A 25,742-nucleotide genomic window follows, 5' to 3' on the forward strand; every position below is an offset into this window, starting at 1 on the left:
GGAAGGTGTGGACCATCGCGCCCCACCCTGACACGATACTTGCGCTAGCAGTGCAAATACTTCGTCCGTCCAGGTGGAGGATCGATGCACACATCTCGCCGGAGGCTGCTCTCCGTGGTGGCCGGGGTCGCCCTCGCGGCCAGCCTGTCCGCCGTCGCCGTTCCACGCGCCGAAGCCGCCGCCCCACCGACGTACCGTCCAGTGATCTTCGTACACGGCAGCGCGGGATCGGCGGCGCAGTTCGAGACCCAGACCAAACGGCTGGCCAGCAACGGGTACCCGATCGACATCATCGAAGCCCACGAGTACGACTCCCCGAACATCGCGACGATCCTGCCCCAGGTGTACGCGGGACTCGACGCACGAATCTCCCGCCTGCTGGCGGCCACCGGCGCGGACCGGGTCGACCTCGTCGCGCACTCGCTGGGCACCTTCGTCTCGCAGGGCTATCTCAACAGTTCGCCGGAGCGTGCCGCCCGGGTCGCGCACTACGTCAACCTGGACGGGCGCACCGCGACCTCCCCGCCGGGAGGTGTGCCCACACTGGCGATCTGGGGCGAGGGTGACCCGGCCCGCGCCGTCGTCGGCGCGACAAACGTGCGCCTGCCGGACCAGTCGCACACCCAGACGGTGTCGTCGGCGGAGTCGTTCACCGAGATCTTCGGCTTCCTTCGGGGCAGCGCGCCCCACACGACGCGGATCGTGCCGCAACTCTTCGGTGCCGCCCGGGTCTCCGGCCGCGCCGTGCTCTTCCCGAGCAACGTCGGTGTCACCGGCGCGACCCTCGAGGTCTACCCGGTCAGCCCGCTGACCGGCGGCCGACTGTCACACCGGCCCGCGCATCGGCTGTCACTCGGCGGCGACGGCTCGTTCGGCCCCCTCCCGGTGCTCGCCACGGCCCGCTACGAGTTCGCCATCGTCCGCCAGGGCACCGCGACGCACCACTTCTACTTCCAGCCGTTTCTCCGCTCAACCTCGTTCGTACGCCTCGCGACCAGCGAGCCGGGCGAGGGCCTCAGCGGCCTGGTCGAGACCAGCGACCGGCACACGGCGCTCACGATCCAACGGCAGAAGGAGTGGTGGGGCGACCAGGGCGACGCCGGCGACCACCTCTGGATCAACGGCAGGGATGTCCTGAACGCGGCGAACACCCCGCGCGTCAAGCGGACGATCGGCATCTTCGCCTTCGACGACGGCAGCGACGGCGTCACGGACCTGTCGGCCCCGTTGCCGGAGTTCTTCAGTCAGACCTTCATCACCGGCATGGACGTCTTCATCCCGGCGACGCCGGCACACCTCGGCCTGGTACGGATCACCGTGGGCCAACGCGGCGGCGGCTACGAGGTGATCAACGTGCCCAACTGGAGATCGAGCACCGACCGGGTGACGGTCAGCGTGGACGACTTCTGACCGCGTCTCGCGGACGGCCCGGCCACCGCAGGTCGAGACGGTGGTCGGGCCGCGCGCGCAACTCGTCAGACGGTGGCCGGGACCCGCTCGCGCACCCGTCGCCCGACGGCGAAGCTGACCAGCCCCAGGATCAACCCGACGACCGCCAGGACGACGCCCACCCGGGCCGGCGCGAGGTAACCGAATCCGGCGGCGATGGCGACGCTGCCCAGCGCAGCGCCCAGGCTGTTCGCGATGTTCATGGCCGACTGGTTGACCGCCGCGCCCATCAGTTGCGCTCCCGGGGCGACGGTGATCAGGCGCGCCTGTAGGACCGGACCGAGATAGAGACTTGTCGCACCGACCAGGAACGCGCCCACGAACAGACCGACGCGGGTCGACGCCACGAGGCTGAACACGGCGATGCTCACGATCATCGCCACGAAGCCGATGACCATGCTCCGCTGGAGGTCACGGTCCGCCAGCCAGCCGCCCAGGGCGTTGCCGACGGTCATCCCGAGACCCACAGCGACCAACGTCCACGGCACCGTCGCGGCGGAGAGGCCGGTGACGTCGGTGGTGACCGGCGCGATGTAGGTGTTCACCGCGAAGAAGCCGGCGAAACCGACAGCGCCGGTCGCGGCGACCAGCCAGACCTGCGAGGTCCGCAGCGCCCGCAACTCGGCGGCCGGCGAGCCGTCGACCGCCGCGGCGACCTCCGGCACGACCGCCAGCACCGCCAGCAGGGTGAGCACGAAGAAACCGGCGATGACCAGGTACGCGACCCGCCAGTCGACCGCCTGCCCCAGTCGCGTGATGAGGGGTACGCCGACCAGGTTGCTCACTGTCAGACCGCCGAGCACTGTGGCGAAACCACGGGCCTCGTTACCGGGGCCCATCAGGGTCGCCGCGAGCAGACCGGCCGCACCGAAGTACGCGCCGTGCGGCAGCGCCGCCGCGAACCGGGCCACCAGCACCAGGTCGAAGGTGGGGGCGAGCGCGGACGCGACAGTGCCGACGGCGAACAACACGAGCAGCCCGAGGACGAGCTTCTTGCGGGGCAGGCGCGCGCTCAACGCGGCGATCAGCGGCGCGCCGACGACCACGCCGAGCGCGTACGCGGTGATCATCCAGCCTGCCCGGGCGACAGCGTCCGACGACGACTGCGCGTACTCGTTCGGGAGCAGACCGCGGGCGATGTCGGGCAGCAGCCCCATCGCCACGAACTCGGTCAGGCCGACCGCGACGCCGCCCAGTGCCAGAGCGGCCAGCGCCGCCAACCGTCGACCTCTACTCAACTCGATCACCGAAAAAATTTAGCAACAGCGTTGCGTAATAGGGTGGTGAGATGACTCGCGTCACTGCCGACGTCACCTTCCTCCGCGGCTACAACCAGGCCTTGGTCATGGCGGTGGGGCGCACGGCCCGCACGTTCGAGCGTTCGACGGTGGTCCAGGCCACCGGTCTGACACCACAGGCGGTCTCCAAGGTCATCGCCCGGCTGACCGCCGACGGCCTGATCCGCCCCGCCGGCGTCCGGCGTCCGGGCATCGGCAAGCCCGCGATCGTCTACGAACTCGTCCCGGACAGCCGGTACGCGATCGGCGCCCACGTGGCCCGACGCACGCTGCGGCTCGTCCTGGTCGATCTGGCCGGCACCGTGCACCACTCGGCGGTCAGCCCACTGCCCCGCGACTTCACCCCGGAGCAGCTCCTCGACGCCCTGAGCGTCGGCATCGACACGATGGCCGGCATCGGCGACCTGCGCAGCCGGCTCACCGGGCTGGGCATCGGCATGATCGGCCCACTCGACCACGCCAACGGTCTGGTCCGGGACGCCCACGGCCTGCGGCACTGGCACGACGTACCGCTGCGCGAGATCGCCGAGAAGCACCTGGGCCTCCCCGTCCACCTGGACAAGGACGTCACCGCGGGCATCACGGCGGAGGCCTGGCGGCACGGCGCGACGTTCGGCGACGCAGCCCTCATCATGGTCGAGTCCGGCATCGGCGGAGGCTTCTGGCTGGGCGGCGCGGCCCGCCGGGGAGCGCACACCAACGCTGGCGAGTTCGGCCACACGGTCGTCGACCTCACCGGGCCCCGCTGCGTCTGCGGCCGGCACGGCTGCCTGGAGATCGTTCACCACCGCGCCGCCGAGGCCGGAGACATCGCGCACGCCGCCCGCGTGCTGGCCGTCGGCGTCGTCAACCTGCTCCAGACCCTCGACCTCGCCCACGTGGTGCTGGCGGGCGCGGACCTCCTCCGGCATCCGCAGACCTATCTCGCGGCGGTCACCGAGGCCGTCGGGGCGGACGCCCGACGCGCGGCCTGGCTCAGCACCGAGGTGGCCCTGTCCAGTCTCGGCGCGGACGTGATCGCCGCAGGCGCCGCCATGCAGGTCCTCGACCAGCACTACGGCATCCCGGAGCTGGCTCATTCCTTGATCGTTGGCAGCTGAGCAGCTCGACACGCCGAGCGCCGCCCTGCTGAGCTGCCACCGATCGCCGCGAGATCAGATCATGCACGCACCGTAGGCCGGCGATCGCAGACGCTCCGGCATCACCGGTCCCGCCGTCGGCGACGGGGACTCGCCGCGTCGCTACGCCACAGCGGCGTCGGTGTCCGCTCGGGTGCAACCGCTGGCCGGGCTCTCGCTGAGCGTGATGACCTCGTCGAGCCGCTTGCGCGCCTGCCGGAGTTGGGCGATCTGCCGATCGATGCGGTCGCGCTCGGCGCGCAGCATGGCCCGCGACTGCGGTGTGTTGACCTTCGCGTCGACGCAGGGCAGCAGGTCCAGGATGGTTCGACTCGACAGGCCGGCGGCGTACAGCATCTGGATCAGATACACCCGATCGACCGCGTCGTCGAGGTAGTGGCGCTGGCCGCCACTGCTTCGTGCGGCAGCCAGGAGGCCCTGCTCCTCGTAGTAGCGCAGGGCTCGTACCGACACCCCGGTCTTCGTGGCGAGTTCCCCGATCCGCATGGACCCCTCCCCCGGCCGGTGACGCCAGCCACACAGCCTCTTCCCTCACGTGCGCGTCAGGTTTTACCGTAACTCACCGGCCAGGGACCGACGACCCGGGCGACTTCCGTGCCGCGACGGCACACTGACTCACTGGCAGACGCGCCAGTCGCCGTCCTCCTTGACCAGCGCCACCCCCTGCGTGAACCTCGCACCGGTGGCCTCCTGGACAATCTCGACCTGGACGGTCCCGGTGACCCGCCCGTTGTAGTTGTTGACGTTCACGCCGGTGATCTCGTAACTGCTGATCTTCAACTGCGCGCTCTGGATCCGGGCGAAGTCCTCCTGCGGCATGGTGTCGCGCACCCGGTCGCACAGCCGCCCGTACGCGCCCGCGTAGTTGCCGGCCTGCACGTCGTCGAGGTAGGCCGTCGCGGCCACCTTGGCCGGTTCGACGGTGTCCTTGACCGAGCGGTAGAGCCAGAGGCCGACGCAGGTGCCAACCACGCAGCACAACGCCAGTAGGGCGCCGACGACGATCAGGACCGTACGAAGTGTCCGGTTGGGCCTCGGAGCGGGAACCATCATCGGCTCGTACGTCATGGCCCGGAGGGTAGGGCCGCCGGGCAAGCGGCGAGAGCCTGCCGGGCAGCCGGTGGTTCAGCCTCCGGAGGCGGACGGACCCGGCGTCGGTACGCCACCGGCAACCGCACGCGCGGGTGGCGCCGACGCCGGGGCCGGGCGGAGATCCGCGGGTACGGGCAGCGCGCTGCCCTTGACGAACTGGCCCCAACTGGTGTTCCAGGCCGTCCAGCCGTTGCCCGGCTGGAGCCGGACCTCGGTGCCGGTAAAGGTGACCAGATCACCGACCTGGGTGACGCCCATCAGCCAGTCGGCGTTGGCCGCCGAGATGTTCGTGCAGCCGTGCGAGACGTTGCGGTGTCCCTGATCCGACACCGACCAGGGCGCCCCGTGGATGAACTCGCCGCCCCAGGTGAGCCGTTGCGCGTCCTCGACGTTCACCACGTAGCCGCCGTTCGGCTCGCCGCGCGTGTCGAACGTGGTGTACTGGTGCTTCTCCATGATCACCATCTTGCCGCTGGACGTGGGGGTGCTGCGCTTGCCGAGGCTGACCGGGATCTTGCGGATCAGCTTGCCGTCCCGCAGCACGCGCATCTGCTTGGTGGCGTTGTCGACTTCGAGCGCCACCTGCCGTCCGATCCGGGACGTCGCCGTGCGGTCGGCGTCACCGATGTGGTTCCTGCCGATCGGCAGACCCGCCAGGCCGGCCCGGACACTGATGGTCGTGCCGGGCCGCCAGAAGTTGGGAGCCCGGTAGAAGACCTGGCTGCCGTCGTCCACCCAGGACCAGGCGCCCGGCTGAGGCGGGTTGGTGGTGACGAACAACCGACGCTGCACGTCGGCGCGGGCCGCCCTGGCGATGGGCGGATCGAAACCGATGGTCACCGGCATGGCCGTGCCGTACGTCTGCTTGTCGGCGAAGTAGAGGGTGCTGGTCACCTGCGGCTTCGTCGACGCCGCCGCGGTGGTGAAGGTGGTGGTGCGGGTGGTGGTCCGCCCGGAGTCGCCGGTGGCGGTCACCGCCGCGGTGTAGGTGCGCTGCGGCCGCAGCGGAGCGGTCGGCACCCAGGCCGAGCCGTCCGCGCGTGGCTCCGCCCGGACCAACGTGCCCGCGTCGTCGACGATGCGCACGGCGGTGATCTTCCCGCCCGTGACGAGCGGAACCACCTCGGCGCTGAGCGGCACATTCCGGGACAGGTCGGCGGGCGTGAGGGTCAGTTCGGGCGATGGCACCACCCGCTCGGCGGGGCGTGTGACGGGCTTCCGCTCGGTGGTGCACCCGCCGAGGACCAGCGGTGTCGCCGCGACGGTCACCGCCACGAGCGCCATGCGCCTTCGTAAACCCATGCAACGTCCCCCGGCTTCCGTGTGCTCCGTGGCGGCAATTCTCTCCGCGGCGCCGGCGCCCTGCGCTGTTTCCGGAAATCACGCAACGAAGGTGGGAACGTTCGGCACAGCGCGCGTCGGTTGCGCTTCCCCTTTCGTGATCCTCGGGGCATCGAAGTGTGACGCCGCCGTGGAATGCTGGCCGACATGCGCAGAAGACGACGTTCATGGATTCTGCTATCGCTTCCCCTCCTCGTCGTGACCGCCTGCACCCCACCGGATGAGCCAGTGGTCGCTCTCGCCGTCCAGGATGGTCGGCCGGTCGGCGTCCTGGTCCCCTGCGGCGGCAGTTTCGCGCAGCTCAGCGTTTACGAGAACGACCACCAGGACGAGACGGGCAATCGACCACACATCCGTTGGCGCGTCAGCGGCCGACCCACGAGTGAGGCCGTGGAGGTCGCTCTGTTGGGTCAGCCGCCGGAAGGCTGGGAGGTCGCCGACGCTGTCGACATCCCAGCAGCCGAGGCAGGCATCGATGTTGACATCGAGCCACTCACCGAACTCCGGCCGGGCGTCACCTACAGCGTCAGCGGGTCAGGCGGCCACGACGCCATCCCGGTGGACTTCACCCTCGCGGACCTCTCACGGATCGGGCCGGACCAGGTGCTGGCACCGCGCGGACACGACTCGACGACTGTCGTGTCCAGAGAGACCTTCCTGCGGAGGGCACGGGACAAGTGTTGAGCGGGACGGCGGTCGGGGGCACCTGGCAGAAGAGCAGAGTGCCGCCGCAGCCGCCGATTACGGTTTTTGGAGAGAAATCAAAGAATTGAGATTGAGTCGACATCGCGGCGGCTCCGCAGAGCTGACCAGGCAATCGCTGAGCGATATTTAAGGGAGAATTAATCGTTTCACCTGGAAACGCGCAGGGGGCCGACTCGTATTCTTCGTGCTCGGAAGAAAGGTGCGCCCCCGTTGATAAATCTCCGATCCACCCCTCGACACCGTCGTTCCGTCACCGCCCTGCTGCTGGTGAGCGTGGCGCTCGCCGGCGGATGCAAGGAGGCGCCGGGCACTCCCGGCGCGTCCGGCCCCTCCAGCGACACCGGCATCGGCTCGCCCGGCCCGGACGCGCCGACGGCCACCGCGCCGGGCGACCCGTCGGCCACGCCGAGCGCCCCGGGCACCTCGGCCACCCCGTCCGCGCCCGGCAAGCCGGGAACGCCGGCGACCAGCGCCGCCCCGCCCACCGCATCCGGCGGCTGGATCACCATCGACGCCGCCGCGCAGGCCGCCGCGACGAAGGCGTTCTTCGCGCGTAAGCCCAAGCCGGTGACCGGTAACCCCGTGAAGGTTCCCGAATTCAACGTCGGCTGTACGACCAGCCACCACAACAGCGACGACCCGATCGTGCTGCCGAAGCTGGTGGGCGGTTCGCACAACCACACGTTCTGGGGCAACAAGTCGACCGACGCCAACTCGACCGCCGAATCGCTGCGGGCGTCCAAGGCGACCACCTGCAACTCGCCGGACGACCAGTCCGCCTACTGGGTGCCGACGATGTACCAGAACGGCAAGGTCGTGGACCCGAAGGAAGTGACCGTCTACTACGGTTCCCGCCTGAAGGACCCGAGCAAGACCCAGCCCTTCCCCTTCGGTCTACGAATGATCACCGGTAATGCCAAGAACCAGGTCGACACCCCGGACAAGCAGGGCAACCACTTCTGGTGCGCCGGCATCGGCGGCGAGATCGGCCGCAGCGCCGACAAGACGTTCCCGGTCTGCGCCAAGACCGCGAACATCGTCCGGCAGATCACCTTCCCGGACTGCTGGGACGGCAAGCACCTGGACAGCCCCGACCACAAGGCGCACATGGCCAACGGGGACCACACCGGTGCGTGCCCGAAGAGCCACCCGGTGCCCGTCCCCTCGGTGTCCTTCGTGATCTCTTACCCGTTGAGCGCGAACACGGACGGCATCACCCTCGCGTCCGGCACGTCGTTCTCCATGCACGCGGACTTCTTCAACGCGTGGAAGGACGAGGCGCTCGCCGCACGGGTGCGCAACTGCCTCGACCAGGGCGTGAAGTGCAACTCGGCCGGTAACTTCTAGCGTGATCGTCAACCCGGGGCCGGTGTCTCTCGGCCCCGGGTTGACGATCACGCTAGGCATGCAGGAGTAGGCGCGGGCCGGGCTGTCTCCCTACTGAGTACGACCGCCCCCGTCAGCCCCAGGCGAACCAGCGCGACTTCGGCAGGCTGGCGATGTTCGCTTGAGCGGTACGCGTGTACGGGTGCTCTGGCCCGAGGACGCGGGTGTAGTCCGAGACGACGGCACTGAGGATCGCTTGGGCCCACCGACGCCGCCCGGTGGCTGCCTGAGCCAGGCCGAAGTTGCGCCTCGCGTTGAGTGACCCCGGGTGGTCGACGCCGAGGACGCGCTCCCGATCTGCGACCGTGCGCTCGAACAGCGCTAGCGCCTCGGTGTGGCGTCGACCAGCGAGCAGCGCTCGCGCCAGGAACAAGCGGAGTCGAATCGCCTGCGGGTTGTCATGTGGCAGAACGTCGTCCACACGCTGCACAAGAGCACGAAGTTGGCCGATCGCTTCGTCGTGCCGACCTGCGGCGGAGTAGGCGGCCGCGCGGTACTGAGGCCACCAGGTGAGGTGGATGTCGGCCCGTTGCTGGTCGGTTCCGAGTGCCGCGTTCTCCTCATGCAGCCGGACGCCTTCGGCGGCCCGTCCCGTCCGCACATAAATGCGCGCCAGCTCGCCGCGCGCGTTGATCGTCGAACTGTGGTCAGGGCCGTAGACCCGCACGTTCTCCGCGAGGTTCTCTTCGAACAAGGGGACGGCCCTGGCGAGGTCACCCATCGAGCGGTAGGTGCTGGCGAGATTGATCCTCGCGCGCATGGTGGAAGGCGCGTCCGGGCCGCAGACCCGAATACTCTCGACGAGGTTGTACCGGTGGATGGTCAAGGCGCGGTCGAGTTGACCCCCGCACTCGCAGCAGTAGCCCAGGAGGTTGCGGGCGCCTACCGTGCTCGGGTGATCGAGACCGGCCAGCCGTACACGATCGGCCAGGGCCTGTTCGGCGTAGGGGATGGCCTCATTCTCACGGTCGGCGGTCACATAGGCATCGATCAGTTCCCGTCGCGCCAGGGCAACGGCTTCGTGGTCAGACGGCGCGAGCGCTCGGTGCTCGGTGAACACCATGCGGCCCACTGCCACCGCACGATTGAACTCCCCCATGCCGGTGAGCCGTCCGACACTCCACCGCCGCAGCCGTAACAGCTCGGCGGCGATCTCGTCGTCCTCGCCGTCGCTCGCCAGAACCGTCTGCGTCTCGGCCCAGACCTCAGCGATGTGGTCCACGACGTCGACGCCGGGCGCAGGCTGCGCCTCCGTGGCACGGGTCAACAGCATCAGAGCATCCCGGACCGTGTCGCGGATTCGCCCCTCCGTTCGGGCCCGCGCCAACACCACCTGGCGGGTAAGCCGATGCATCGCCACCCGTGTGCCGTTGACGTCGAAGCCAACAACGGAGGCATTCGCCAACCCGCCCAACGCCTCGTCGACGCGCGCCGGTTCATCGAGCAGATTACGCAGTAGGTCGCGACGAACTCCCGCGTCCGACAGCACGGCCAAGAGATCAATGAGACGTCGGACCAACCCGTTCGGATCGCTGTCTTCGACCTCGCTGACCGACAGCAGCGTGGCTTCCTCCAGCGTGCGTGGATAGTTGTCGCCGGGTACGCGGGGAAGCAGCGACCTCAGTGGCATTGATCGAAACCCGGCCAGGTACTCGGCGAACGACCACCGATGACGGCGGATCACGGCGCCCGCCTGCGCGAGTGCGAGCGGCAGTTGACCTAACTCTCGCGCGACCAGCGCGGCGGCCCTCGGGTCGTCGAGGCCCGCTCGCGAGCAGAGAAAGGTCACCGCCTGCGCGGGCGTAAGGACGTCCACGTGGACAGTGGCGCCGAAGACGGTGAACTCCTGGTTCGTTGTCGTGATGAGGACGTGGACGTTTCCGCGCTGCGGCATCCATCGGGCGATCGCGTCGGCATCGAGCGCATTGTCGAACACGACTACGGATCGCTCCGATTCGTTCTCAAGCCAGCGGAGTGCGGTGCGCGCGGCCGGCTCAGTGTCGACAACCTCGTCCACTGCCCCCGCCTGCCGCGCGAAGTCAGCAAACGATGTGACCACCGCCGCGACGTCGTCCGCCACGATCCAGAGCACCCGCGCGACGTCAGCGCACAGTTGGTCGCGCACGTGCGTGGCCGCGAGATGCGTCTTTCCGACCCCCCGCCCGCCCATCAGCACACATACGTCGCTGTTCGCCAACACCGTCACGACCTCAGCCAGCAACTCCTCGCGACGCATGTGCGACACCGGCTCACGCGGAACGTCACCGACGACGAGTGGGCCGCCCAAACCCCGATTGCCCGTCACCGCCGCAGCGGACGGGGTCGAAACAGCCGCTGCGGGCGTCCGTCGCAGTTGCAGGAAGGCGGCCACGGTCCCCAGAACAGCGAGGACCGCGCTCAAGGCCCCGATGGCTACCTCCGCATCCACGGCATCCACGGAACCACAACCGGTAGCGACCCGGTACATCCGATCGATCACCGTCGTGTCGGTTGACGCGGCGCTGCTAGCTGCTTCCTGCCGCCCAATCCCTCGGCTTGCTGCTGGGCCGGGCGCCTGGATGGCGTCCGGCCCAGCGTCAGGGGTCGATCGGCTAGAGCCGGGCGGCGCCCGCCTCGGTGGCCTCCTGCACCGCCGAGGTACGGCGGACCTCGGCCCGCTGGTCACCGGCGTCCTCCCGGTCCGGGCCGGCCACCCGGGCCGACCGGTTGGTGGTCGTGGCCGCCTGGTCGCCGGTCACCCCGCCGCGGATCCGGTTGTTCGCGGCCACCTGGGCGGCCGGGTCGTTGGACGTCACCGCCAACTGACCGTTGATGATGTTGTCGTCGACGGTGACGCCGCCGGTGGTGCTGGTGACGCTCACGTCCCCACCCCAGTAACCGCCGGAGGCGCAGCTGTCGAGGGCGCCGTTCGGGCCGAGCTGCACGCCGCCCAGGTTGCCGGCGAAGGTGGCCCGGCCCTGGACCGCGCTGCCGCAGACCACGCTGCCGGTGGCGCTGTTGAGCACCGACAGCGTGCCGTCGACGAACGAGTCGTGCAGGTCGGTGTAGTAGGTGCCGGTGCTGCTGAGGTTGCGCTGCACCTGGGTGCCCCGGTCGAGCCGGACCTCACCGGCACCAACGTTGACGTGCCCGGTGACCGTCGACGCCTCTGCGAACAGGAAGCTGTCGATGGTCGTGGAGCCCTTCGGCCGTACGGTGACGGTGCCGGTGCGGGCGTCCTTCAGGAAGATGCCGTACCCCCCGGCCGCGAGCACCACCTGGCCGTCGACTGTCGTCTCGGTCGCGTCGAGGTAACCGTCGGCGGAGACACGTACCTCACCGCTGACCCGGCCACCGGTCACCACCAGGTTGCCGCCGGCCGCGACGGTGACGTTGCCGGTGATCGTGGTGCCGGTGAGCGCGCAGGACTCGCCGGCGGGCACGAGCAGGTCGTTGGGCACTGTCACCGCGCCGCCGGTGCCGATGCAGTGGGTGACCAGGTCGGCGTGTGCGGTGGGCGCCACGGCCAGCACCGAGGCCGCGATGACGGCGCTCACGGTGGCGAGCTTGGCGACGGTACGTCCGGGCATCGTGGTACTCCCTGTCGGTGAGGTTCGAGGACTCATGCGCCGACGTCCGATCGGGCCGCGGCCCGGACGATGGCGCCCTGCTGCCGCCGGTCGAGCGTGCCGCCGGTCACGAGCGCGGCGGTGACCGCTTCGACGTGCCGGACGAACTCGGCGTGGCCGGGGTAGTCGGCGTGTTCGTCGATCAGGTCGTTGATGGTGCAGCCGTCGCCGGTGTCCACGTTGGCCACACCGGTGTCGCCCCCGTCGATGATCACGGTGGCTCGGGTGTCCGAGTCGGGGCACTTGTCGGTGCCGTCGGCCACCACAGTGAACGTCGTCGACTGCTCGGTGGAGGAGTTCCCCGCCGTGTCGGTCGCCCGATACCGCACTGTGTGCGTGCCTGGCGTGCGGACGGCGACCGGAGCGGCGTACGCCGTCCAGGCCCCGGTGTCGAGCGCGTACTCGATCTTCGCCACGCCGGACCCGGCGTCGGTGGCCGTGACGGTGACTGTCGCGCCGCCGATGTACCCGCCGTCGTCGTTGCGGTCACCGGCGACAGTGGCGGCGACAGTGGGTGGGGTGGTGTCCTCGGCCGGCGGCTCGACGATTGTGAAGTGGGACATCTGCTCGGCCGACGTGTTGCCGGCGACGTCGGTGGCCCGGTAGTGCAGCATGTGCATTCCGGCCGCGTTCACCACGATCGGGTTGGTGTACGCGGTGAAGGCGGCCCCGTCCAGGGCGTACTCGATGGTGGCGACACCGGATCCGCTGTCGGTGGCGGTCACCGTGGCGGTGGCCGTACCGATGTAGTTGCCGTCGCCGTCGCGGTCGCCGGCCAGCGCGGCCGTGACCACCGGCGCGGTGGTGTCCTCCTCCCCCGGCTCGACGATCCGGAACGCCACCGAGCCGACGGCGCTGGTGTTGCCGGCCTGGTCGGTGGCGCGGAACTGCACCGCGTGGTCACCGATCGCTGTCACCCGCACCGGCTCGGTGTACGGCAGGAAGCTGGTGTCGTCGACCTGGTACTCGACGGTCTGTACCCCCGAGTCGGCGTCGGTGGCCGTCACTGTCACAGTGGCCGCCCCGAGGTAGTTGCCGTCCTGGTCCTGGTCGCCGGAGACCGCGGCGGTCACTGTCGGCGCGGTGGTGTCGCCACCGCCACCGCCGTCGGTGACCACCAACTCACCGACCATCGAGCTGTGGCCGGGGATCGAGCAGAAGTACCGGTACCGGCCCGGGGTCAGCGTCACTGTCGCCTGGTGGCGGCCGTCGTTGGCGTCGAACGGGCTGGCCAGGATGTTGAGGGTGACGTCGTGGTTGTAGCCCTCGGTGCTGGTGTCGAAGGTCAGCGTGTGCGGCATCCCGGTGGTGTTGCCGGTGGCCGCGCTGTTCTCCCAGATGATGGTGGTCGCTCCGGCCACCGCCGTGGTGGGCGCGGACTTGTACTGGGTGATGCTGTCGTCGGCGGTCCAGGTCAACACCTGGTCGGCGGCGACACGCGGGGCAGCGGAGGCGGGCGCCACTGCCAACGGGATCACCGTGAGCAGAAGCGTCGCCAGCGCGGCCGTCAGTCGTCGGGTCATCGTCACTCCTAGAGTTCCCGCGCACGGATGTTGCGGAACTCGGTCAGGTCGTTGTCACCGTGGTTCTGCAGGCCGATGAAGCCGCGCAGAAACTGCCGCAGGTCGGTCGGCGGGTCGCCGGCACGCGACGACTGCTTGCCGGGTGTGTTGTCGAACTCGTTGATCACCACGCCGTTGCGGATCATCGTGTAGTGCTGCCCGACGGCGCGGATCTCGTAGTCGTTCCACTCGTTCTTCGGCGTCACACCGGCCTGGGCCAGCGGCACCGGGTCGAAGTTGTAGACCGATCCGGTCTTCTGCGGCTCACCGGTGTCACCGTCGTAGATCTGGATCTCGTGTCCGCAGTAGATCGCCATCCACGCCTGCGAGGTCCGCGCCGACCCGACCGTGCCGCAGCTGTCCGGTGGCCGCTGGTCGAGGGGCGTTCGCAGGTCCGGGAACCGGATGAAGACTCCGGTGTTGGCCCGGCCGGTGCCCGGCGCGATGTCCCGGAACTGGAGCTTCAGCGAGAAGTCGCCCAGCTCCTTGGTGTGCCAGAGCATGCCCAGGCCGCCGCTGGAGCGCAGTGACCCGTCCGGCTGGATGCCGAACTGTCCCGACGGCGCCTGCTGCCAACCGCGCAGCGACTCGGCGGTGCCGTCGAAGAGCGGCTCGTACCCGGTGTGCCCGTCCCGGCCGATCTCCGACGCGGCGGCCAGGCGGGTGAGGGTGCCCACTTCGCGGGTGTTGAGCAGGTCGTCGTCCTGCAACGCGCGGGCCACAGCGGTGACGTGCCGGACGAAACCGTTGTGGTCGGCCCAGGTGCTCTCGTCGTCGATCAGGTCGTTGGCCGTGCAGCCCTGCCCGACAGTGCGACTGGGCACCCCGGTGTCCGTGTCGCCGAGCCACACCGTCGACCGGTCGTCGGGCACCGCGCAGCCCACCGTCACAGTGGTCTGCACCGTCACCGTCTGACCGTCGGCGTACGTGACGGTGAGCTTCGCGGTGTAGGTGCCAACAGTGGCGTACGTGTGCCGGGGGTCCGCCTCGGTCGACGTGGCGCCGTCGCCGAACTCCCAGCGGTGGCTGACGCCGCCGGAGCGGGAACCGGTGAAGGCGATGGTCAGCGGCTTGTTCTGCACGGCGACCGAGGTCGCCGCCGGTGCCGGGGTGGGCGCCCCGCCGGTGTAGGTGACCCGGATCAGCTTCTGGTTCGCGTGCAGGCTGAAGAAGCCGCCGCCGTAGTCGAGCAGGTAGAGCGCGCCGTCCGGGCCGAACTTCGCGTCCATCCAGCTCTGCAACCGGGTGTCGCCGTTGCCACCGGGGATGATGGCCCGCAGCGACTCGGCGTACACCGGTGGGGCGGCCTGCGGCACGCCGGCCGGGTCGACGGTGACCGCGACCCGGTTGGCGGCGTTCGACTGGTCGCCGATGAACCACTTGCCGTCCCAGTGCTCCGGCCACGCCACGCCGCTGGTGGTGTCGACGAGGCTCCGGTGGTACGTCGGGCCGGACATGATGGCCTGCCCGCCGCCGCGCAGGTACGGCTGGGTGTAGGTGGCGTCGGCCGCCACGTAGGTCGGCAGGCCGCTGCCGTCGGTCCGCTTCGGGAACACCGGGCCGCCGCCGTCCGGCGAGTACCAGATCATGTTGTCCCGGGCCGCCGGGATGTCCACCAGTCCGGTGTTGCGCGGCGACTCGTTCTTCAGGTTGTCGCAGTCGTACCAGCCGGTCAGCTCTGTCGCGTCGGTGGTGCTGCGGTCGCGGTAGGGCTGCCGGTTGCCCATGCAGTACGGCCAGCCCTGGTTGCCGGCCGAGGTGATGATGGTGGCCGTCTCGTACTTCGCCGGGCCCAGGGTGGGGCTGGGCGACGAGGCGTCCGGGCCGACCCAGCCGGCGGTCAGCCACTGGTGCACCGGGTCGATCTGGAGGCGGGCGATGTTGCGCACGCCCATCACGTAGATCTCCGGCCGGGTCTTCTCGGTGCCCGGTGGGAACAGGTTGCCCTCCGGGATCGTGTAGGTGCCGTCCGGCTCCGGGTGAATCCGGATGATCTTGCCGGCGAGGTCGTTGGTGTTACCCGACGTGCGGCGGGCGTCCTGGAACGAGATCCCCTGGTACTCCTGGGTCCAGTTGTTGCCGGCGTAGCCCTGCGACCCCTCCGAGGAGTTGTTGTCGCCGGAGCCGACGTAGAGGTTGCCCTTGGCGTCGAACGCCATGCCGCCGCCCGCGTGGCAGCAACTGTGGATCTGCACGGGGAACTGCAGCAGATCCTTGCGGGTGGTCTGGTCGATGGTCTGCGCCTGGCGGTCGTAGGTGAACCGCGAGACGGTCCGCTGACCGACCCGCTTCACCCGGTCGACCGAGTCGTGCGGCATCCAGTAGACGTAGAGCCAGCCGTTCTCGGCGAACGCGGGGTCGGGCACGATGCCGAGCAGGCCCTCCTCGTTCTTGACCAACTCGGAGCCGCTGCCCCGGTTGCCCATCACCTCCAGGGTGGTGAGCAGCTTGACCTGCTTGGTGCGCGGGTCCCAGGAGTGGACGGTGCCGCAGCCCAGGCCGACCTTCGGGTTGTTCCAGTCCGCGATCGGGCCGCTCGGGCAGGCCGCCTTGCCGACGTAGAAGACAGTGCCGTCCGGCGCGATGGTGAGCCCGTGCGGCTCGCCGATCTGGTCCAGCTGCCCGGTCTGGTTGGCTGCGGTGAGTCGCTCCACCTTGTAGTTCGAGGCGATGGTGGCCTGGCAGTCGCCGCGTACCCGACCGGTGGTCCAGTTGAGGGCGCCGGCGAGGTGCGTGCGGAACGCCTCCTCGCCGTAGCTGCCCTCGGTGTGGCCCATGCCGGTGTAGAAGGACCGGCCGCCGTCGTAGTCCCGGCACCAGGACACCGGGTGGAAGGCGCCGTTGGCGGCCGCCCCCGGGTTGTAGTGCCGCTCCTCGACCTGGGCGAGGGTGTGCACGGTGCCGATCGGGTTCGGGTCCCAGTTCTCCCAGCGGTCGGACCGGGTGATGGTCATCGGCAGCGACGCGGTGGCCGGGTGCTTGCGGTCCAGGATGTTCACCACGGCGCGGTTCACCGCTGGCGGCTCCGGGGCTGTGGTGCTGCCGGTGAACAGGCGCAGGTCGGCGAGTTGGACCAGCGGTTCACCGCTGTTCGCGGTGACGTTCAGCCGGTAGCGGGTGAACTCCTGCGGCGTGGCGATGTCGAACCGCCGGGTCTGGTACCGGTCCGGGAAGACCTGCCCGGTGCGGCGGTCCAGGTCGGTCCAGCTCTGACCGTCAGTGGAGCCCTGGAGGGTCCAGTCCTTCGGGTCCCGACCGGCGGAGTCGTTGGCCGACGTGAGCGCGTACCCGGTGATCTTCTTCGGCGCGCTCAACTCGTACGCCACCCAGGCGGTCGGGGTGCGGACCAGCCATTTCGTGTTGCCGTCGCCGTCGGTCAGCTTCTCCTTGGTCTCGTTGGGCGGGTTCTCCCCGCTCGCGGTCACCCGGGTCACCGGCTCGGCGACCGGGATGGCGCCGGCCGGCCGGGTGCCGATCAGCCCGGTGAACCAGGTGGAGTCGACCTGGGCGCGGGCGGCGTCGGCGATGCCGACGAAACCGCCGCCGGCCTTGACGTAGTTCTGGAGCGCCGACTCCTGGTCGCGGTTCAGCGCGGCGCCCGTCGCGGAGAGAAAAACCACGCTGCGGTACGCGGACAGCCCGGCCGCGGTGAAGGTACCCGGGTCCGTGGTGGCCGTGACATCGATGTCATGAACGGCACCAAGCTGTTTGATGGTGTCCACCGCGCGCCCGACCGGGTCCTGCTGCTCGGCCACCGGGCCGTGGAACACCAGGACCGCTGTCTGCTGCGGCGCCGCCTGCGCGGCGGCAGTTCGTGGGGCGGCCGCGGCCGCCGTCGTTGCCGGGATCAGTGTCGCGAACGCCGCTACCGCGGCGAGGGTTAGTCGTAGTTTTCTGGTCATCCCCGTCCCCACTTTCGGTTCGGTCAGCTTCCGTGCGTGTGGGTGTGGCCCTGGAACCGGTGGATCGCCTCCTCGGCGCCCGGCGGCATGCTGCCGTCGGCGTTGCGCACCAGGAAGATCCCGGCCATGCCGCCGTCGGAGTGCGTCTGCACGTGGCAGTGGTACATCCACGCGCCGGGTCCGACGCCCTCCCCGGCCAGCACCTGGAAACCGAACGAGCTGCCGGGATTGAGGTCCTTGTTGTCGACCACCAGGCTCGGGTCGCTCGGCCCCTCCAACATCCCGGTGCGGTTGTCCGCCCACCGGTGCGCGTGCAGGTGGAAGGTGTGGAACAGGTTGCCGTGGCCGATGGCGATCCACTCGACGCGCTCGCCCAGGTTCGCCTCGAACATCGGGGTCGCCGGGGCCATCTTGTTGTTGATCATCATGTCGTGGAACACCGCCGTGAACTGCTTCGACGGCAGGATGTCGCCACGCCGCCGGACGATCAGCGCCCCGTACAGTCCCTTCGCGACACCACCGGTGCCGTGGTCGGTGCCCATCGCGTGATCGTGGTAGTGCCAGTAGCCGGCACTGCCCGGCATGTACCGCCGGCCCGCCGCGGCCACCATCTCGTGCGAGCGCCAGACGTACGTCCGCGTCTCACCCGGGTTGTTGAACGAGGCGTTGAACGGGCTGCCGTCGGACTCGGTGCTGTAGTCCACCCCGTGCGGATGGATGGAGAGCCGCTGGGTGGTGGTGTTGACCAGAGTGATCTCCAGCGTGTCACCCTCGTACATCTCCAGGATCGGGCCCGGAACGGTGGCCTGACCGGGCGCCAGGCCGTACCCGAACAGGTTGCCGGGCAACTGCTCGGCGTAGATGGTGATCTTCTTGGTGACACCGGCGGCGGCCCGGGCGGGGCTGCCACCGAACGCGGTGCCGATGGTTGGGGCGGACGCGCCCAACGCTCCGGCGGCGAGCGCGCCGGTGGCGATCAGCGATCTGCGGGACAGGTGGCGGTGAGGGCCACCAGCGTGATCGTCCATGGGTCTCCGTTCCCGACCGGGCGAAGACGCGACGAGGGCAGGGTGCATCGACCGCCGAGCACGGGGGCGGTGGCACGACTGAGGGTGAGGCTCGTCGCGGACTTTGCTCGGAAGACTCAGAACTTTCGATGGATGACTGCAACTTATGTAATCCATCGACGAAAGTACAGATCTGATTGCAAAAAGATTACCTTGACATCACGACGTCCGTCGATTGACATGAAGCTGACACGCAGGCCGGCGAACAGCAGGGCGTCGATCTGTCAGTCGCGGGCGGACGCTGCCAGCCGCACCGGCACCGGAGAAGCGCACAGCTCGACGCCGGGCTGCCCTCGATGAGGCAACCCGGCGGAAGGACGTACAGGAGCTGTCGTCAGAGGTTGTGGCGATCGTCCGCCGGCAGGCTGGGGGTCTGCGGCGGCGTGGGCGGCTGGTCGGGCTGACCGAGCTGCGCGACGTGGGTCGGGTCGAGGACCCGGGAGAGGAACGCGCGGGTCCGTTCGTGCTTCGGCGCGCCCAGCACCTCCTGCGGCGGCCCCTGCTCGACCACCACGCCACCATCCATGAAGACGACCCGGTCGGCGACGTCGCGGGCAAAGGCCATCTCGTGGGTGACCACCATCATCGTCATACCGTCCTCGGCCAGCTTGCGCATGACGGTGAGCACGTCGCCGACGAGTTCCGGGTCGAGGGCGGAGGTCGGCTCGTCGAAGAGCATCAGCTTCGGCTCCATCGACAGCGACCGGGCGATCGCGGCCCGCTGCTGCTGCCCACCGGAGAGCTGCGCCGGGAAGGCGTCGGCCTTGTCGGTCAGCCCGACGCGCTCCAGGTTGGCCCGCGCGATCCGCTCGGCTTCGGCCCGACCTCGCCGGAGCACCCGCCGCTGGGCGATGGTGAGGTTGTTCAGGACGGTCAGGTGCGGAAACAGGTTGAACGACTGGAAGACCATGCCGATGCCGCGACGGACCGCGTCGATCTCGACGTCCGGGTCGGTCATCTCGACCCCGTTCACCCAGATCTTGCCGGCGGTCGGCTCCTCCAGCAGGTCGACGCAGCGCAGCAGTGTCGACTTGCCGGAGCCGGACGGCCCGATGACGCAGACCACCTCGCCCTGGCCGACCTCGAAGTCGATGCCCTTGAGCACCTTGAGCGGCCCGAAGGACTTGTGCAGATCACGGATCTCCACGGCGGGGCGGGATGGGGTGGTCGTCATCGGGTCACCGAGCCTTGGCGTAGCGGAGTTCGAGGCGTCGTACCACCTGCGACAGCGGCAGGGTGATCACCAGGTAGGCGAGACCGGCCACCAGCAGCGGGGTCGCGTTCACCCGGTCGTTGAGCATGTCCCGACCGAACTTGGTGATCTCGATCGTCTGTGCCGTCACCCCGAGCACGTAGGCCAGCGACGAGTCCTTGGTGAGCAGGATGAGCTCGTTCGTCAGCGGCGGGATCACGATCCGGAACGCCTGCGGGATGACGATCGTGCGCATGGCGGTGAAGTGCGACATGCCGAGGGTCCGCGCCGCCTCCATCTGCCCCTTCGGCACGGCCTGGATGCCGGCCCGGATCGTCTCCGCCATGTATGCCGCGGCGGTCAACCCGAGGCCGATCGCGATCGAGCCGAACACCCCGCCCGGAATCTCACGCTCCGGGAAGGCGATCGGGATGCCGTACCCGACGAGGAAGAGCACCAGCAGGGCGGGCAGGCCCCGGAACAGCTCGATGTACGCCGTCGCCACCCAGCGGTACGGCGCCACCCGGGACAGCCGCATCAGCGCCAGGATGGTGCCGAACACGAGGCCGAAGGCGAACGCGCCCAGCGTGTAGAGGATGGTGTTGCGCAGCGCGACGGTGATGATCGTCGGGAACATCGACTTGATGATGTCGACGCGGAAGAACGCGTCGGCCAACCTGTCCCAGTCCGCGGCGACGAGCACCGTCGCGATGATGGCGATGAAGACCAGGTACTGGAGCCCGAGGGACAGCCGCTCCCGCTGGCGGCGTCGCAGCTTCACGTTCGCTCGTTGCCTTCCCGGAGGTTACCGACGTCGGAGGGCGCGCGGGACGCACGCCCTCCGGTACTGCGTGGCGCTCAGGCGCTCGGCCGCTACGCGGCTCAGGCGCTCGGCTGCTTGCCGATCCACTTCTCGTAGATCGTGTTGTACGTGCCGTCCTGCTTGGCCTTGGCCAGCACCTCGTTGATCTTCTTGAGCAACTCCGGGTTGGCGTCCTTCTTCACGGGGAAGCCGTACTGCTCACCGGTGTCGAACTCCGCGGCCACCTCGAACCCGCCCGGGTTCTTCTTCAGGTACTCGGTCCAGACCGGCAGGTCGTTGATGGCGGCCTCGACCTGGCCGTTGGCGACGGCCTGCTGGAGGGCGGCGAGGTCCTCGAACTCGACGAGCTTCAGGCCCTTCTCCGCCTCGAGCTTCTTGGCGTAGTCACGACCCGTGGTGGCCGCCTGGACGCCGAGCTTCTTGCCCTTGAGGTCGTCGAGCGACTTGTACGTCTTGCCGGTCTTCACCAGCATCGCCTGGGTGGCGTCGAAGTAGGGATCGGAGAAGTCGATCACCTTCCGCCGCTCCTCGGTGATGGTCATGCCGGCGGCGGCCGCGTCGCACTTGCCGGTGTTGAGGTCCTGGCCGGACTTGATCCCCTCGAACGGGGTGTCGATGATCGTCTGCTCGACGCCGAGTTCCTTGGCGACGAGGTCCATGATCTCGACGTCGAAGCCGGTCACCTTGCCGCTGGCGTCCTTGGACTGGAACGGCGGGTACGGCAGGTGGGTGCAGACGGTCAGCTTGCCCGCCGCGACCAGCTTGACGCCGCTCGCCTGGACCTCGCTGTCGTCCTTCTTCGCGCAACCCGCGGTCAACGCGAGGGCGGCGACGGCCACGACGAGGCCGGCCTGACGGACGGCGCTTGGGAACCTCACGGCTGTGTCCCTCCGATTCGGCTTCCATTGCATAGAAAGCCAATCTGGTTCATAGACTTTGCGATAAGCGACCGTACCCGATCCGGCGCCTCGCCCCCAGATCACGCCGTGACCCTTCGGCCGACCCGGCCCGGGGACTCACGCCGGCAAACCCGACACTTGCCCCGCAAGGTGACTCAGCCACCGGTTCCCTCGGCCGCCCCGTCCGGGGTGAGGGCTCCTTCGTGGGGGTCTGTGTCCAGGAACACGTGCTGGTGGCCCTGGCCGGAGTCGACGCTGATCTGATCGAGTTGGGTCGCCGCGACCGACCATATCGTCGCGGCCTCGGCCGCCTGCCGCGCTGTGACGTCCAGCAGGGCCGCCCGTTGCGCCGCCGGAACGCCGGCCGCCAGCGCGTAGGCGTCGACGGCCAGCGACGCCTGCTGGACCGCTCCGCGCAACCCTCCGCGCGCCACGTTGGTGGCGGTGCTCCCCGAGGGCGGGTCGGCGAACGGCTCCGCCGCCTGGCGCATGACCCCCTGCCACCGCCGCGCCTGGGCCGGGTCCGGCGCACGTCCGGCGGTCGCCTCCGTCTTGATGGCGGCCAGCACCGGGGCGACCTGGTCGCGGACGCGTCGGGCCGTCTCGATCAGCTCCACGATCTGCTGAGCGTCCCGCTTCGCGTCGTCCTGCTTGATGCTCGCGATGGTCGCCTCGGTCGCGTCCGGACGGCCCACCTGGTAGCCAATCAACCCACCCAGCAACGCGGTGACCAGTGCGATCACGCCCGCGACGGCCACGAAGCGCACTGTGCGGCCGTGACGCACATCGGCCTTGTCCAACTGGTAGGAGGGTCGACCGGTACGGCGCGCCATCGCATCTCCTCACATCGATGGTGTGGGGCCAAAGATTAGCCGCCACGCGTGACGTCCGTCGATAGCGCCGCCGGCGAGAGACGTCCCTAGACCGGGTAGCCCCACTCGGCCAGCGGCTTCTCCAGCACCCGCTCGATCGCGGTGAGCTGCGCCGGGCTGAGTTCGTCCCGGTACGCCTCCGCCCGACCCACAGTGAAGTCGTACCGGGAGAAGCCCTTCTCGAAGGCCGCCGACCAGCTCAGCCCGAGGAAGTCGAGCATCCGGCCGACCTGCTCGCGCGGCTGCTCGACCAGGTCCTCGTAGCGCACGTCCAGCCACTGGTCGGCCGGGTGACGCAGCCGGGCCTGCGCGAAGGCGTCCATCAGCATCTTCCAGCCCAACGCGGCGAGCACCTGGAAGGAGCGAGCGGACTCGACCCACTCCTCCCGCAGGTCGGACGGGAGCGGGCCGTAGATCCAGTTGTCCGGCCCGCGCCAGCCGTCCCACCAGCCCATCTGGAGCCACGAGTTGGCCACCGCCCGGCCGTCGCGCACCACGTTGACCACCCGCAGCTCCGGGTACGCGGCGTGCAGCAGGCCGGTCCGCGGCCACCCGGTGACGTGCTGCGCCAACTGCTGACAGCCCTGCCGCGCGATCCGCTCGTCGAAGAAGGCCCGCAGCCGCCGGGCCACGAACGGGGTCAGGTCCTCGGCCACCAGGTCCCGACACGGTCGGGAGAAGCCGGCCAGCACCTGCCGGTCGAGCAGGTGGTAGGCCTCCGACGGCGCCACCCGGAGCCGGCCCCGCTCCAGCAACCGTCGGCTGTGCCGCAGCGAGGTCATCCCCGCCGGGCGCGGTGCCGAACGCCGGTAGAGCGCGCCGTTGAACCTGCCCTTGGGGTTGAGCCGGGCCAGTTTGTCGTCCAGACCGGAGACGAAGCCGACCGCGGGATGCCGGGAGAGCAACTCCTGGACCAGCGTCGAACCGCACCGACCGGTGCCCACCACCAGTGAGAGCATCGTTCAGCCTTCCTGCCGGGTGGCGGGTGACGGGGAGACGGCCGGGTCCGCGGCGCGGCGGGCGGCGGGCGGGGGGACCGCCGGGCGGCGCAACGGATAGCCGAACCGGGTCAGGGCCACCGCGGTCAGCCCGGTCACCACGGCGTACGCGCGGGTGGGGAGCCCGGTCAGCCACTCGGTGTCGGCGACCACGTCGACCAGCCCGATGCGGTGCCGCGACGGATTGCCGGCCACCGAGTGGGTGGGGGCGAGCCGCACCGTGGCCGGTGTCGGAAACGGAAGCTCGCCGGGGACAGCGCCGACGAAGCCGACGATCCGGGCGGTGAGCCCGGCGGGGTCGGCCACGAAGTCCTCGTACCGCACCCGCAGGTAACGGCCCGGCGCGCGGCGGCGATCGCCCCAGAGTCGTACTGTCGCGGTGTTCCAGACCAGCCAGAGCAGCGCGGCCTTGCCCACCGGTGGGCGGCTCATCAGCTGGTCGTCGGCGCGCCCGTCCAGCGGGCGTCGGCGACGCCAGGAGTACGCGGTGGCGCGCGGGTCGCGCACCACGTGCAGGACGTACAGGTCGATGCCGGGCAGGCTGCCGAGCAGGGCACCGTACGGCGGCAGCTTGGAGGAGTCGACGATGACGCCGTCCGACCGGCCGGCCAGGGCGTGCTCGGCGATCGAGGCGTAGAGCCTTGCCAGCTGCGTGTCGTCGGGGTGGCCCGCGAGCGGCGGCTGCCCCCGACGCTGGCGGCGCAGCAGTGCGGGCAGCCCCCGCAGCCGCAGCCGCTGGGCCAACCGGGCGGCGATCCCGGCCGGGTCGGCGTCGGTCAGGTCGGCGCGCACCCGGGTCCAGAGTGGGCAGTCGGCGGCCGGGGATCCGCAGCCGCAGGGCCGGTTCTCCAGGATGCCGCGCCGCCACAGGTATCGCAGCTCGCCCGCCGCGAAGAAGCCCGGCAACTGTCCCAGGACCGTGGTGACCAGCGTGCTGCCACTGCGACCACTGCCGGCGAGGTAGAGCACCCGCACCGGGCTCACCGGGCCGCTCCCCCACCGGCGGTGGCCCGGCCGGCCCGCCGCCGCGACGGCAGCGCCTCGGCGGCCTCCGCGTACAGCCCACGGATGCGGTCCAGGTGCCGGTCCGGGGCGAACTGGGCGGCAATTTTCGCCCGGCCGGCCCGGCCCATCCGGTACGCCCGCTCCGGGTCGGCCACGAGGTCGTTGAGCGCGTCGCCGAGGGCCGTCGGCGCGTCGGCGGTGACGACGCGGCCGTCCACCTCCGGCTCGACCAGCTCGGGTAGCCCGCCCAGGTCGGTGGTGACCACCGGCACCCCGCAGGCGAACGCCTCCAGCACCGCCATCGGTTGGTTCTCGTGCCACCGTGACGGGACGGCGACGACCGCCGCCGACCGGATCAGCTCGTGCAGGCGCGGCTTGTCGAGACGGCCGTGGAACCGGACCCGGCCGGGCACCCGCCGTGCGGCGAGGGCCTCCAACTCCGGGCGGGCCGGGCCGTCTCCGGCGACGTCCACGCTGACCCCGTCCGGCAGCGCGGCGGCCGCCTCGATCAGCACGTCGACACCCTTCTCCGGCGCCAACCGGCCGGCGAAGACGACACCGCCGCCGGGCGTCTGCTTGGCCGTCACGCCGGTCAGGTCGACGAAGTGGTTGACCACCCGCAACCGGTCCGGGTAGACGCCCGCGCGGCGCATCACGTCGGCCAGGAACCCGCTCGGGCTGACGAAGAGCTGCACCGGGTCGTACGCGTCGAGCTGCCGGTGCAACCAGGACTCGACAGCGAGCAGCCCGCTGCGCGACAGCGATCCGTCCTTGCAGCGGCGACGGGCCGCCTGCAACGGGCCACCGGTGACGCACGCCTGGCAGGGGCGGCCCCGGTCCAGCAGTTGGTAGCTCGGGCAGGCGAGCTTGTAGTCGTGCATGGTCAGCACGCACGGCACACCGGCGGCGCGGGCCGCTGCGAGCACCGACGGGGAGAGCTGGTGGTAGATGTTGTGCAGGTGCAGCACGTCCGGCCGGAAATCGTCGATCACCCGGGCCAGGCCGCGGCGGCTCGTCGGCGACCACAGCATCCGGCCGACGGCCACCGCGCGGGGCCGCACCCCGCTCGGCGCCGGCTCCAACTCCACTTCGGACGGGAAGCGCGCGGCGTACGGCAGCGGTGACTCGTTCTCCGGGTGGCTCATGCCGAAGTAGGCGACAGTGTCGCCGCCAACCCGTTGCAGGTCGGCGAGATCGAGCAGATACCCCTCCGCGCCACCACGGCGGTAGAGGAACTTGTTCACATGCAGCACGCGCATCGACTCGCCCTGCTCACGTCGATCGGGCGAACCGGGCCCGGAGGTGATGACCGGGGTCTGCCCGCCCCGGCCAGGGCCCACGGTATGCAGGGCGAGTCGGCGAGTCCAGCTCACGTTTGGCATGTGGCTGAACGGGTGATCTTCG

20 protein-coding genes are annotated in these 25,742 nt (G+C 69.9%); 4 read left to right on the forward strand and 16 right to left on the reverse strand.

The window, feature by feature from the left end; translation table 11 throughout:
* Nucleotides 1-84: 84 nt before the first annotated feature.
* Nucleotides 85-1,410, forward strand: coding sequence for an alpha/beta hydrolase (locus ACLJOK_RS13880; protein ID WP_410818860.1), 1,326 nt, complete (start codon nt 85-87; stop codon nt 1,408-1,410).
* Nucleotides 1,411-1,475: 65 nt separating this feature from the next.
* Here ACLJOK_RS13880 and ACLJOK_RS13885 read toward each other — a convergent pair whose 3' ends face one another.
* Nucleotides 1,476-2,696, reverse strand: a complete 1,221-nt coding sequence (locus ACLJOK_RS13885; protein WP_410818862.1) for an MFS transporter — start codon at nt 2,694-2,696, stop codon at nt 1,476-1,478.
* Between the two features lie 41 nt (nt 2,697-2,737).
* Here ACLJOK_RS13885 and ACLJOK_RS13890 point away from each other — a divergent pair, with 41 nt between their 5' ends.
* Complete coding sequence (locus ACLJOK_RS13890) at nt 2,738-3,847, forward strand: ROK family protein (RefSeq protein ID WP_410818864.1); 1,110 nt, start codon at nt 2,738-2,740, stop codon at nt 3,845-3,847.
* A gap of 141 nt (nt 3,848-3,988) precedes the next feature.
* On the opposite strand, the gene ACLJOK_RS13895 is transcribed toward ACLJOK_RS13890, so the two are convergent.
* From ACLJOK_RS13895 to ACLJOK_RS13905, 3 genes are all read right to left on the reverse strand, one after another.
* Nucleotides 3,989-4,372: a MerR family transcriptional regulator gene (locus tag ACLJOK_RS13895; protein WP_410818866.1), complete on the reverse strand. Its 384-nt coding sequence runs from the start codon at nt 4,370-4,372 to the stop codon at nt 3,989-3,991.
* 129 nt (nt 4,373-4,501) lie between these two features.
* Nucleotides 4,502-4,954: a hypothetical protein gene (locus tag ACLJOK_RS13900; protein ID WP_410818867.1), complete on the reverse strand. Its 453-nt coding sequence runs from the start codon at nt 4,952-4,954 to the stop codon at nt 4,502-4,504.
* A gap of 57 nt (nt 4,955-5,011) precedes the next feature.
* The gene (locus tag ACLJOK_RS13905) at nt 5,012-6,262 is read right to left on the reverse strand and encodes an Ig-like domain-containing protein (RefSeq protein ID WP_410818869.1); all 1,251 of its coding nucleotides are present in this window, start codon (nt 6,260-6,262) and stop codon (nt 5,012-5,014) included.
* Between the two features lie 255 nt (nt 6,263-6,517).
* Here ACLJOK_RS13905 and ACLJOK_RS13910 point away from each other — a divergent pair, with 255 nt between their 5' ends.
* Together ACLJOK_RS13910 and ACLJOK_RS13915 are read left to right on the forward strand one after the other, a co-directional pair.
* Nucleotides 6,518-7,003 (forward strand): hypothetical protein, encoded by a 486-nt coding sequence (locus ACLJOK_RS13910; RefSeq protein ID WP_410818870.1) that lies wholly within the window; start codon nt 6,518-6,520, stop codon nt 7,001-7,003.
* A 231-nt stretch (nt 7,004-7,234) separates the two neighbouring features.
* Complete coding sequence (locus tag ACLJOK_RS13915; protein WP_410818872.1) at nt 7,235-8,371, forward strand: DUF1996 domain-containing protein; 1,137 nt, start codon at nt 7,235-7,237, stop codon at nt 8,369-8,371.
* Between the two features lie 112 nt (nt 8,372-8,483).
* On the opposite strand, the gene fxsT is transcribed toward ACLJOK_RS13915, so the two are convergent.
* From fxsT to ACLJOK_RS13975, 12 genes are all read right to left on the reverse strand, one after another.
* Nucleotides 8,484-10,847, reverse strand: a complete 2,364-nt coding sequence (gene fxsT / locus ACLJOK_RS13920; protein WP_410818874.1) for an FxSxx-COOH system tetratricopeptide repeat protein — start codon at nt 10,845-10,847, stop codon at nt 8,484-8,486.
* Nucleotides 10,848-11,001: 154 nt separating this feature from the next.
* Nucleotides 11,002-11,979: a hypothetical protein gene (locus ACLJOK_RS13925; RefSeq protein WP_410818875.1), complete on the reverse strand. Its 978-nt coding sequence runs from the start codon at nt 11,977-11,979 to the stop codon at nt 11,002-11,004.
* A 32-nt stretch (nt 11,980-12,011) separates the two neighbouring features.
* Nucleotides 12,012-13,541 carry an OmpL47-type beta-barrel domain-containing protein gene (locus tag ACLJOK_RS13930; RefSeq protein ID WP_410818876.1) on the reverse strand — a complete coding sequence of 510 codons (1,530 nt, stop codon included), beginning with the start codon at nt 13,539-13,541 and terminating at the stop codon, nt 12,012-12,014.
* Nucleotides 13,542-13,549: 8 nt separating this feature from the next.
* Complete coding sequence (locus tag ACLJOK_RS13935) at nt 13,550-17,482, reverse strand: ThuA domain-containing protein (RefSeq protein WP_410818878.1); 3,933 nt, start codon at nt 17,480-17,482, stop codon at nt 13,550-13,552.
* Nucleotides 17,483-17,505: 23 nt separating this feature from the next.
* Nucleotides 17,506-18,510 carry a multicopper oxidase domain-containing protein gene (locus tag ACLJOK_RS13940; RefSeq protein ID WP_363887637.1) on the reverse strand — a complete coding sequence of 335 codons (1,005 nt, stop codon included), beginning with the start codon at nt 18,508-18,510 and terminating at the stop codon, nt 17,506-17,508.
* Nucleotides 18,511-18,883: 373 nt separating this feature from the next.
* Nucleotides 18,884-19,723, reverse strand: a complete 840-nt coding sequence (locus ACLJOK_RS13945; protein ID WP_410818879.1) for an amino acid ABC transporter ATP-binding protein — start codon at nt 19,721-19,723, stop codon at nt 18,884-18,886.
* Nucleotides 19,724-19,727: 4 nt separating this feature from the next.
* Nucleotides 19,728-20,522 (reverse strand): amino acid ABC transporter permease, encoded by a 795-nt coding sequence (locus ACLJOK_RS13950; RefSeq protein ID WP_091406922.1) that lies wholly within the window; start codon nt 20,520-20,522, stop codon nt 19,728-19,730.
* A 101-nt stretch (nt 20,523-20,623) separates the two neighbouring features.
* Nucleotides 20,624-21,442: a basic amino acid ABC transporter substrate-binding protein gene (locus ACLJOK_RS13955; protein ID WP_238679145.1), complete on the reverse strand. Its 819-nt coding sequence runs from the start codon at nt 21,440-21,442 to the stop codon at nt 20,624-20,626.
* Nucleotides 21,443-21,618: 176 nt separating this feature from the next.
* Nucleotides 21,619-22,296 (reverse strand): hypothetical protein, encoded by a 678-nt coding sequence (locus ACLJOK_RS13960; protein WP_410818882.1) that lies wholly within the window; start codon nt 22,294-22,296, stop codon nt 21,619-21,621.
* A gap of 86 nt (nt 22,297-22,382) precedes the next feature.
* The gene (locus ACLJOK_RS13965) at nt 22,383-23,294 is read right to left on the reverse strand and encodes a sulfotransferase family protein (RefSeq protein ID WP_410818883.1); all 912 of its coding nucleotides are present in this window, start codon (nt 23,292-23,294) and stop codon (nt 22,383-22,385) included.
* 3 nt (nt 23,295-23,297) lie between these two features.
* Nucleotides 23,298-24,317: a sulfotransferase gene (locus ACLJOK_RS13970; RefSeq protein WP_410818885.1), complete on the reverse strand. Its 1,020-nt coding sequence runs from the start codon at nt 24,315-24,317 to the stop codon at nt 23,298-23,300.
* Nucleotides 24,314-25,597, reverse strand: coding sequence for a glycosyltransferase family 4 protein (locus ACLJOK_RS13975; RefSeq protein ID WP_410818886.1), 1,284 nt, complete (start codon nt 25,595-25,597; stop codon nt 24,314-24,316). Before ACLJOK_RS13975 ends, ACLJOK_RS13970 begins: the two co-directional genes overlap by 4 nt.
* Nucleotides 25,598-25,742: the final 145 nt, after the last annotated feature.

The organism is Micromonospora sp. 050-3 (genome assembly GCF_046549335.1).
Classification (GTDB): Bacteria; Actinomycetota; Actinomycetes; order Mycobacteriales; family Micromonosporaceae; genus Micromonospora; species Micromonospora trifolii.

Coding starts and splice junctions, on each gene's coding strand:
- ACLJOK_RS13960 (WP_410818882.1), bottom strand. CDS start 22,296: ATGGCGCGCCGTACCGGTCGACCCTCCTACCAGTTGGACAAGGCCGAT.
- ACLJOK_RS13940 (WP_363887637.1), bottom strand. CDS start 18,510: ATGGACGATCACGCTGGTGGCCCTCACCGCCACCTGTCCCGCAGATCG.
- ACLJOK_RS13900 (WP_410818867.1), bottom strand. CDS start 4,954: ATGACGTACGAGCCGATGATGGTTCCCGCTCCGAGGCCCAACCGGACA.
- ACLJOK_RS13905 (WP_410818869.1), bottom strand. CDS start 6,262: ATGGCGCTCGTGGCGGTGACCGTCGCGGCGACACCGCTGGTCCTCGGC.
- ACLJOK_RS13945 (WP_410818879.1), bottom strand. CDS start 19,723: ATGACGACCACCCCATCCCGCCCCGCCGTGGAGATCCGTGATCTGCAC.
- ACLJOK_RS13975 (WP_410818886.1), bottom strand. CDS start 25,597: ATGCGCGTGCTGCATGTGAACAAGTTCCTCTACCGCCGTGGTGGCGCG.
- ACLJOK_RS13925 (WP_410818875.1), bottom strand. CDS start 11,979: ATGCCCGGACGTACCGTCGCCAAGCTCGCCACCGTGAGCGCCGTCATC.
- ACLJOK_RS13890 (WP_410818864.1), top strand. CDS start 2,738: ATGACTCGCGTCACTGCCGACGTCACCTTCCTCCGCGGCTACAACCAG.
- ACLJOK_RS13880 (WP_410818860.1), top strand. CDS start 85: ATGCACACATCTCGCCGGAGGCTGCTCTCCGTGGTGGCCGGGGTCGCC.
- ACLJOK_RS13895 (WP_410818866.1), bottom strand. CDS start 4,372: ATGCGGATCGGGGAACTCGCCACGAAGACCGGGGTGTCGGTACGAGCC.
- ACLJOK_RS13930 (WP_410818876.1), bottom strand. CDS start 13,541: ATGACCCGACGACTGACGGCCGCGCTGGCGACGCTTCTGCTCACGGTG.
- ACLJOK_RS13965 (WP_410818883.1), bottom strand. CDS start 23,294: ATGCTCTCACTGGTGGTGGGCACCGGTCGGTGCGGTTCGACGCTGGTC.
- ACLJOK_RS13935 (WP_410818878.1), bottom strand. CDS start 17,482: ATGACCAGAAAACTACGACTAACCCTCGCCGCGGTAGCGGCGTTCGCG.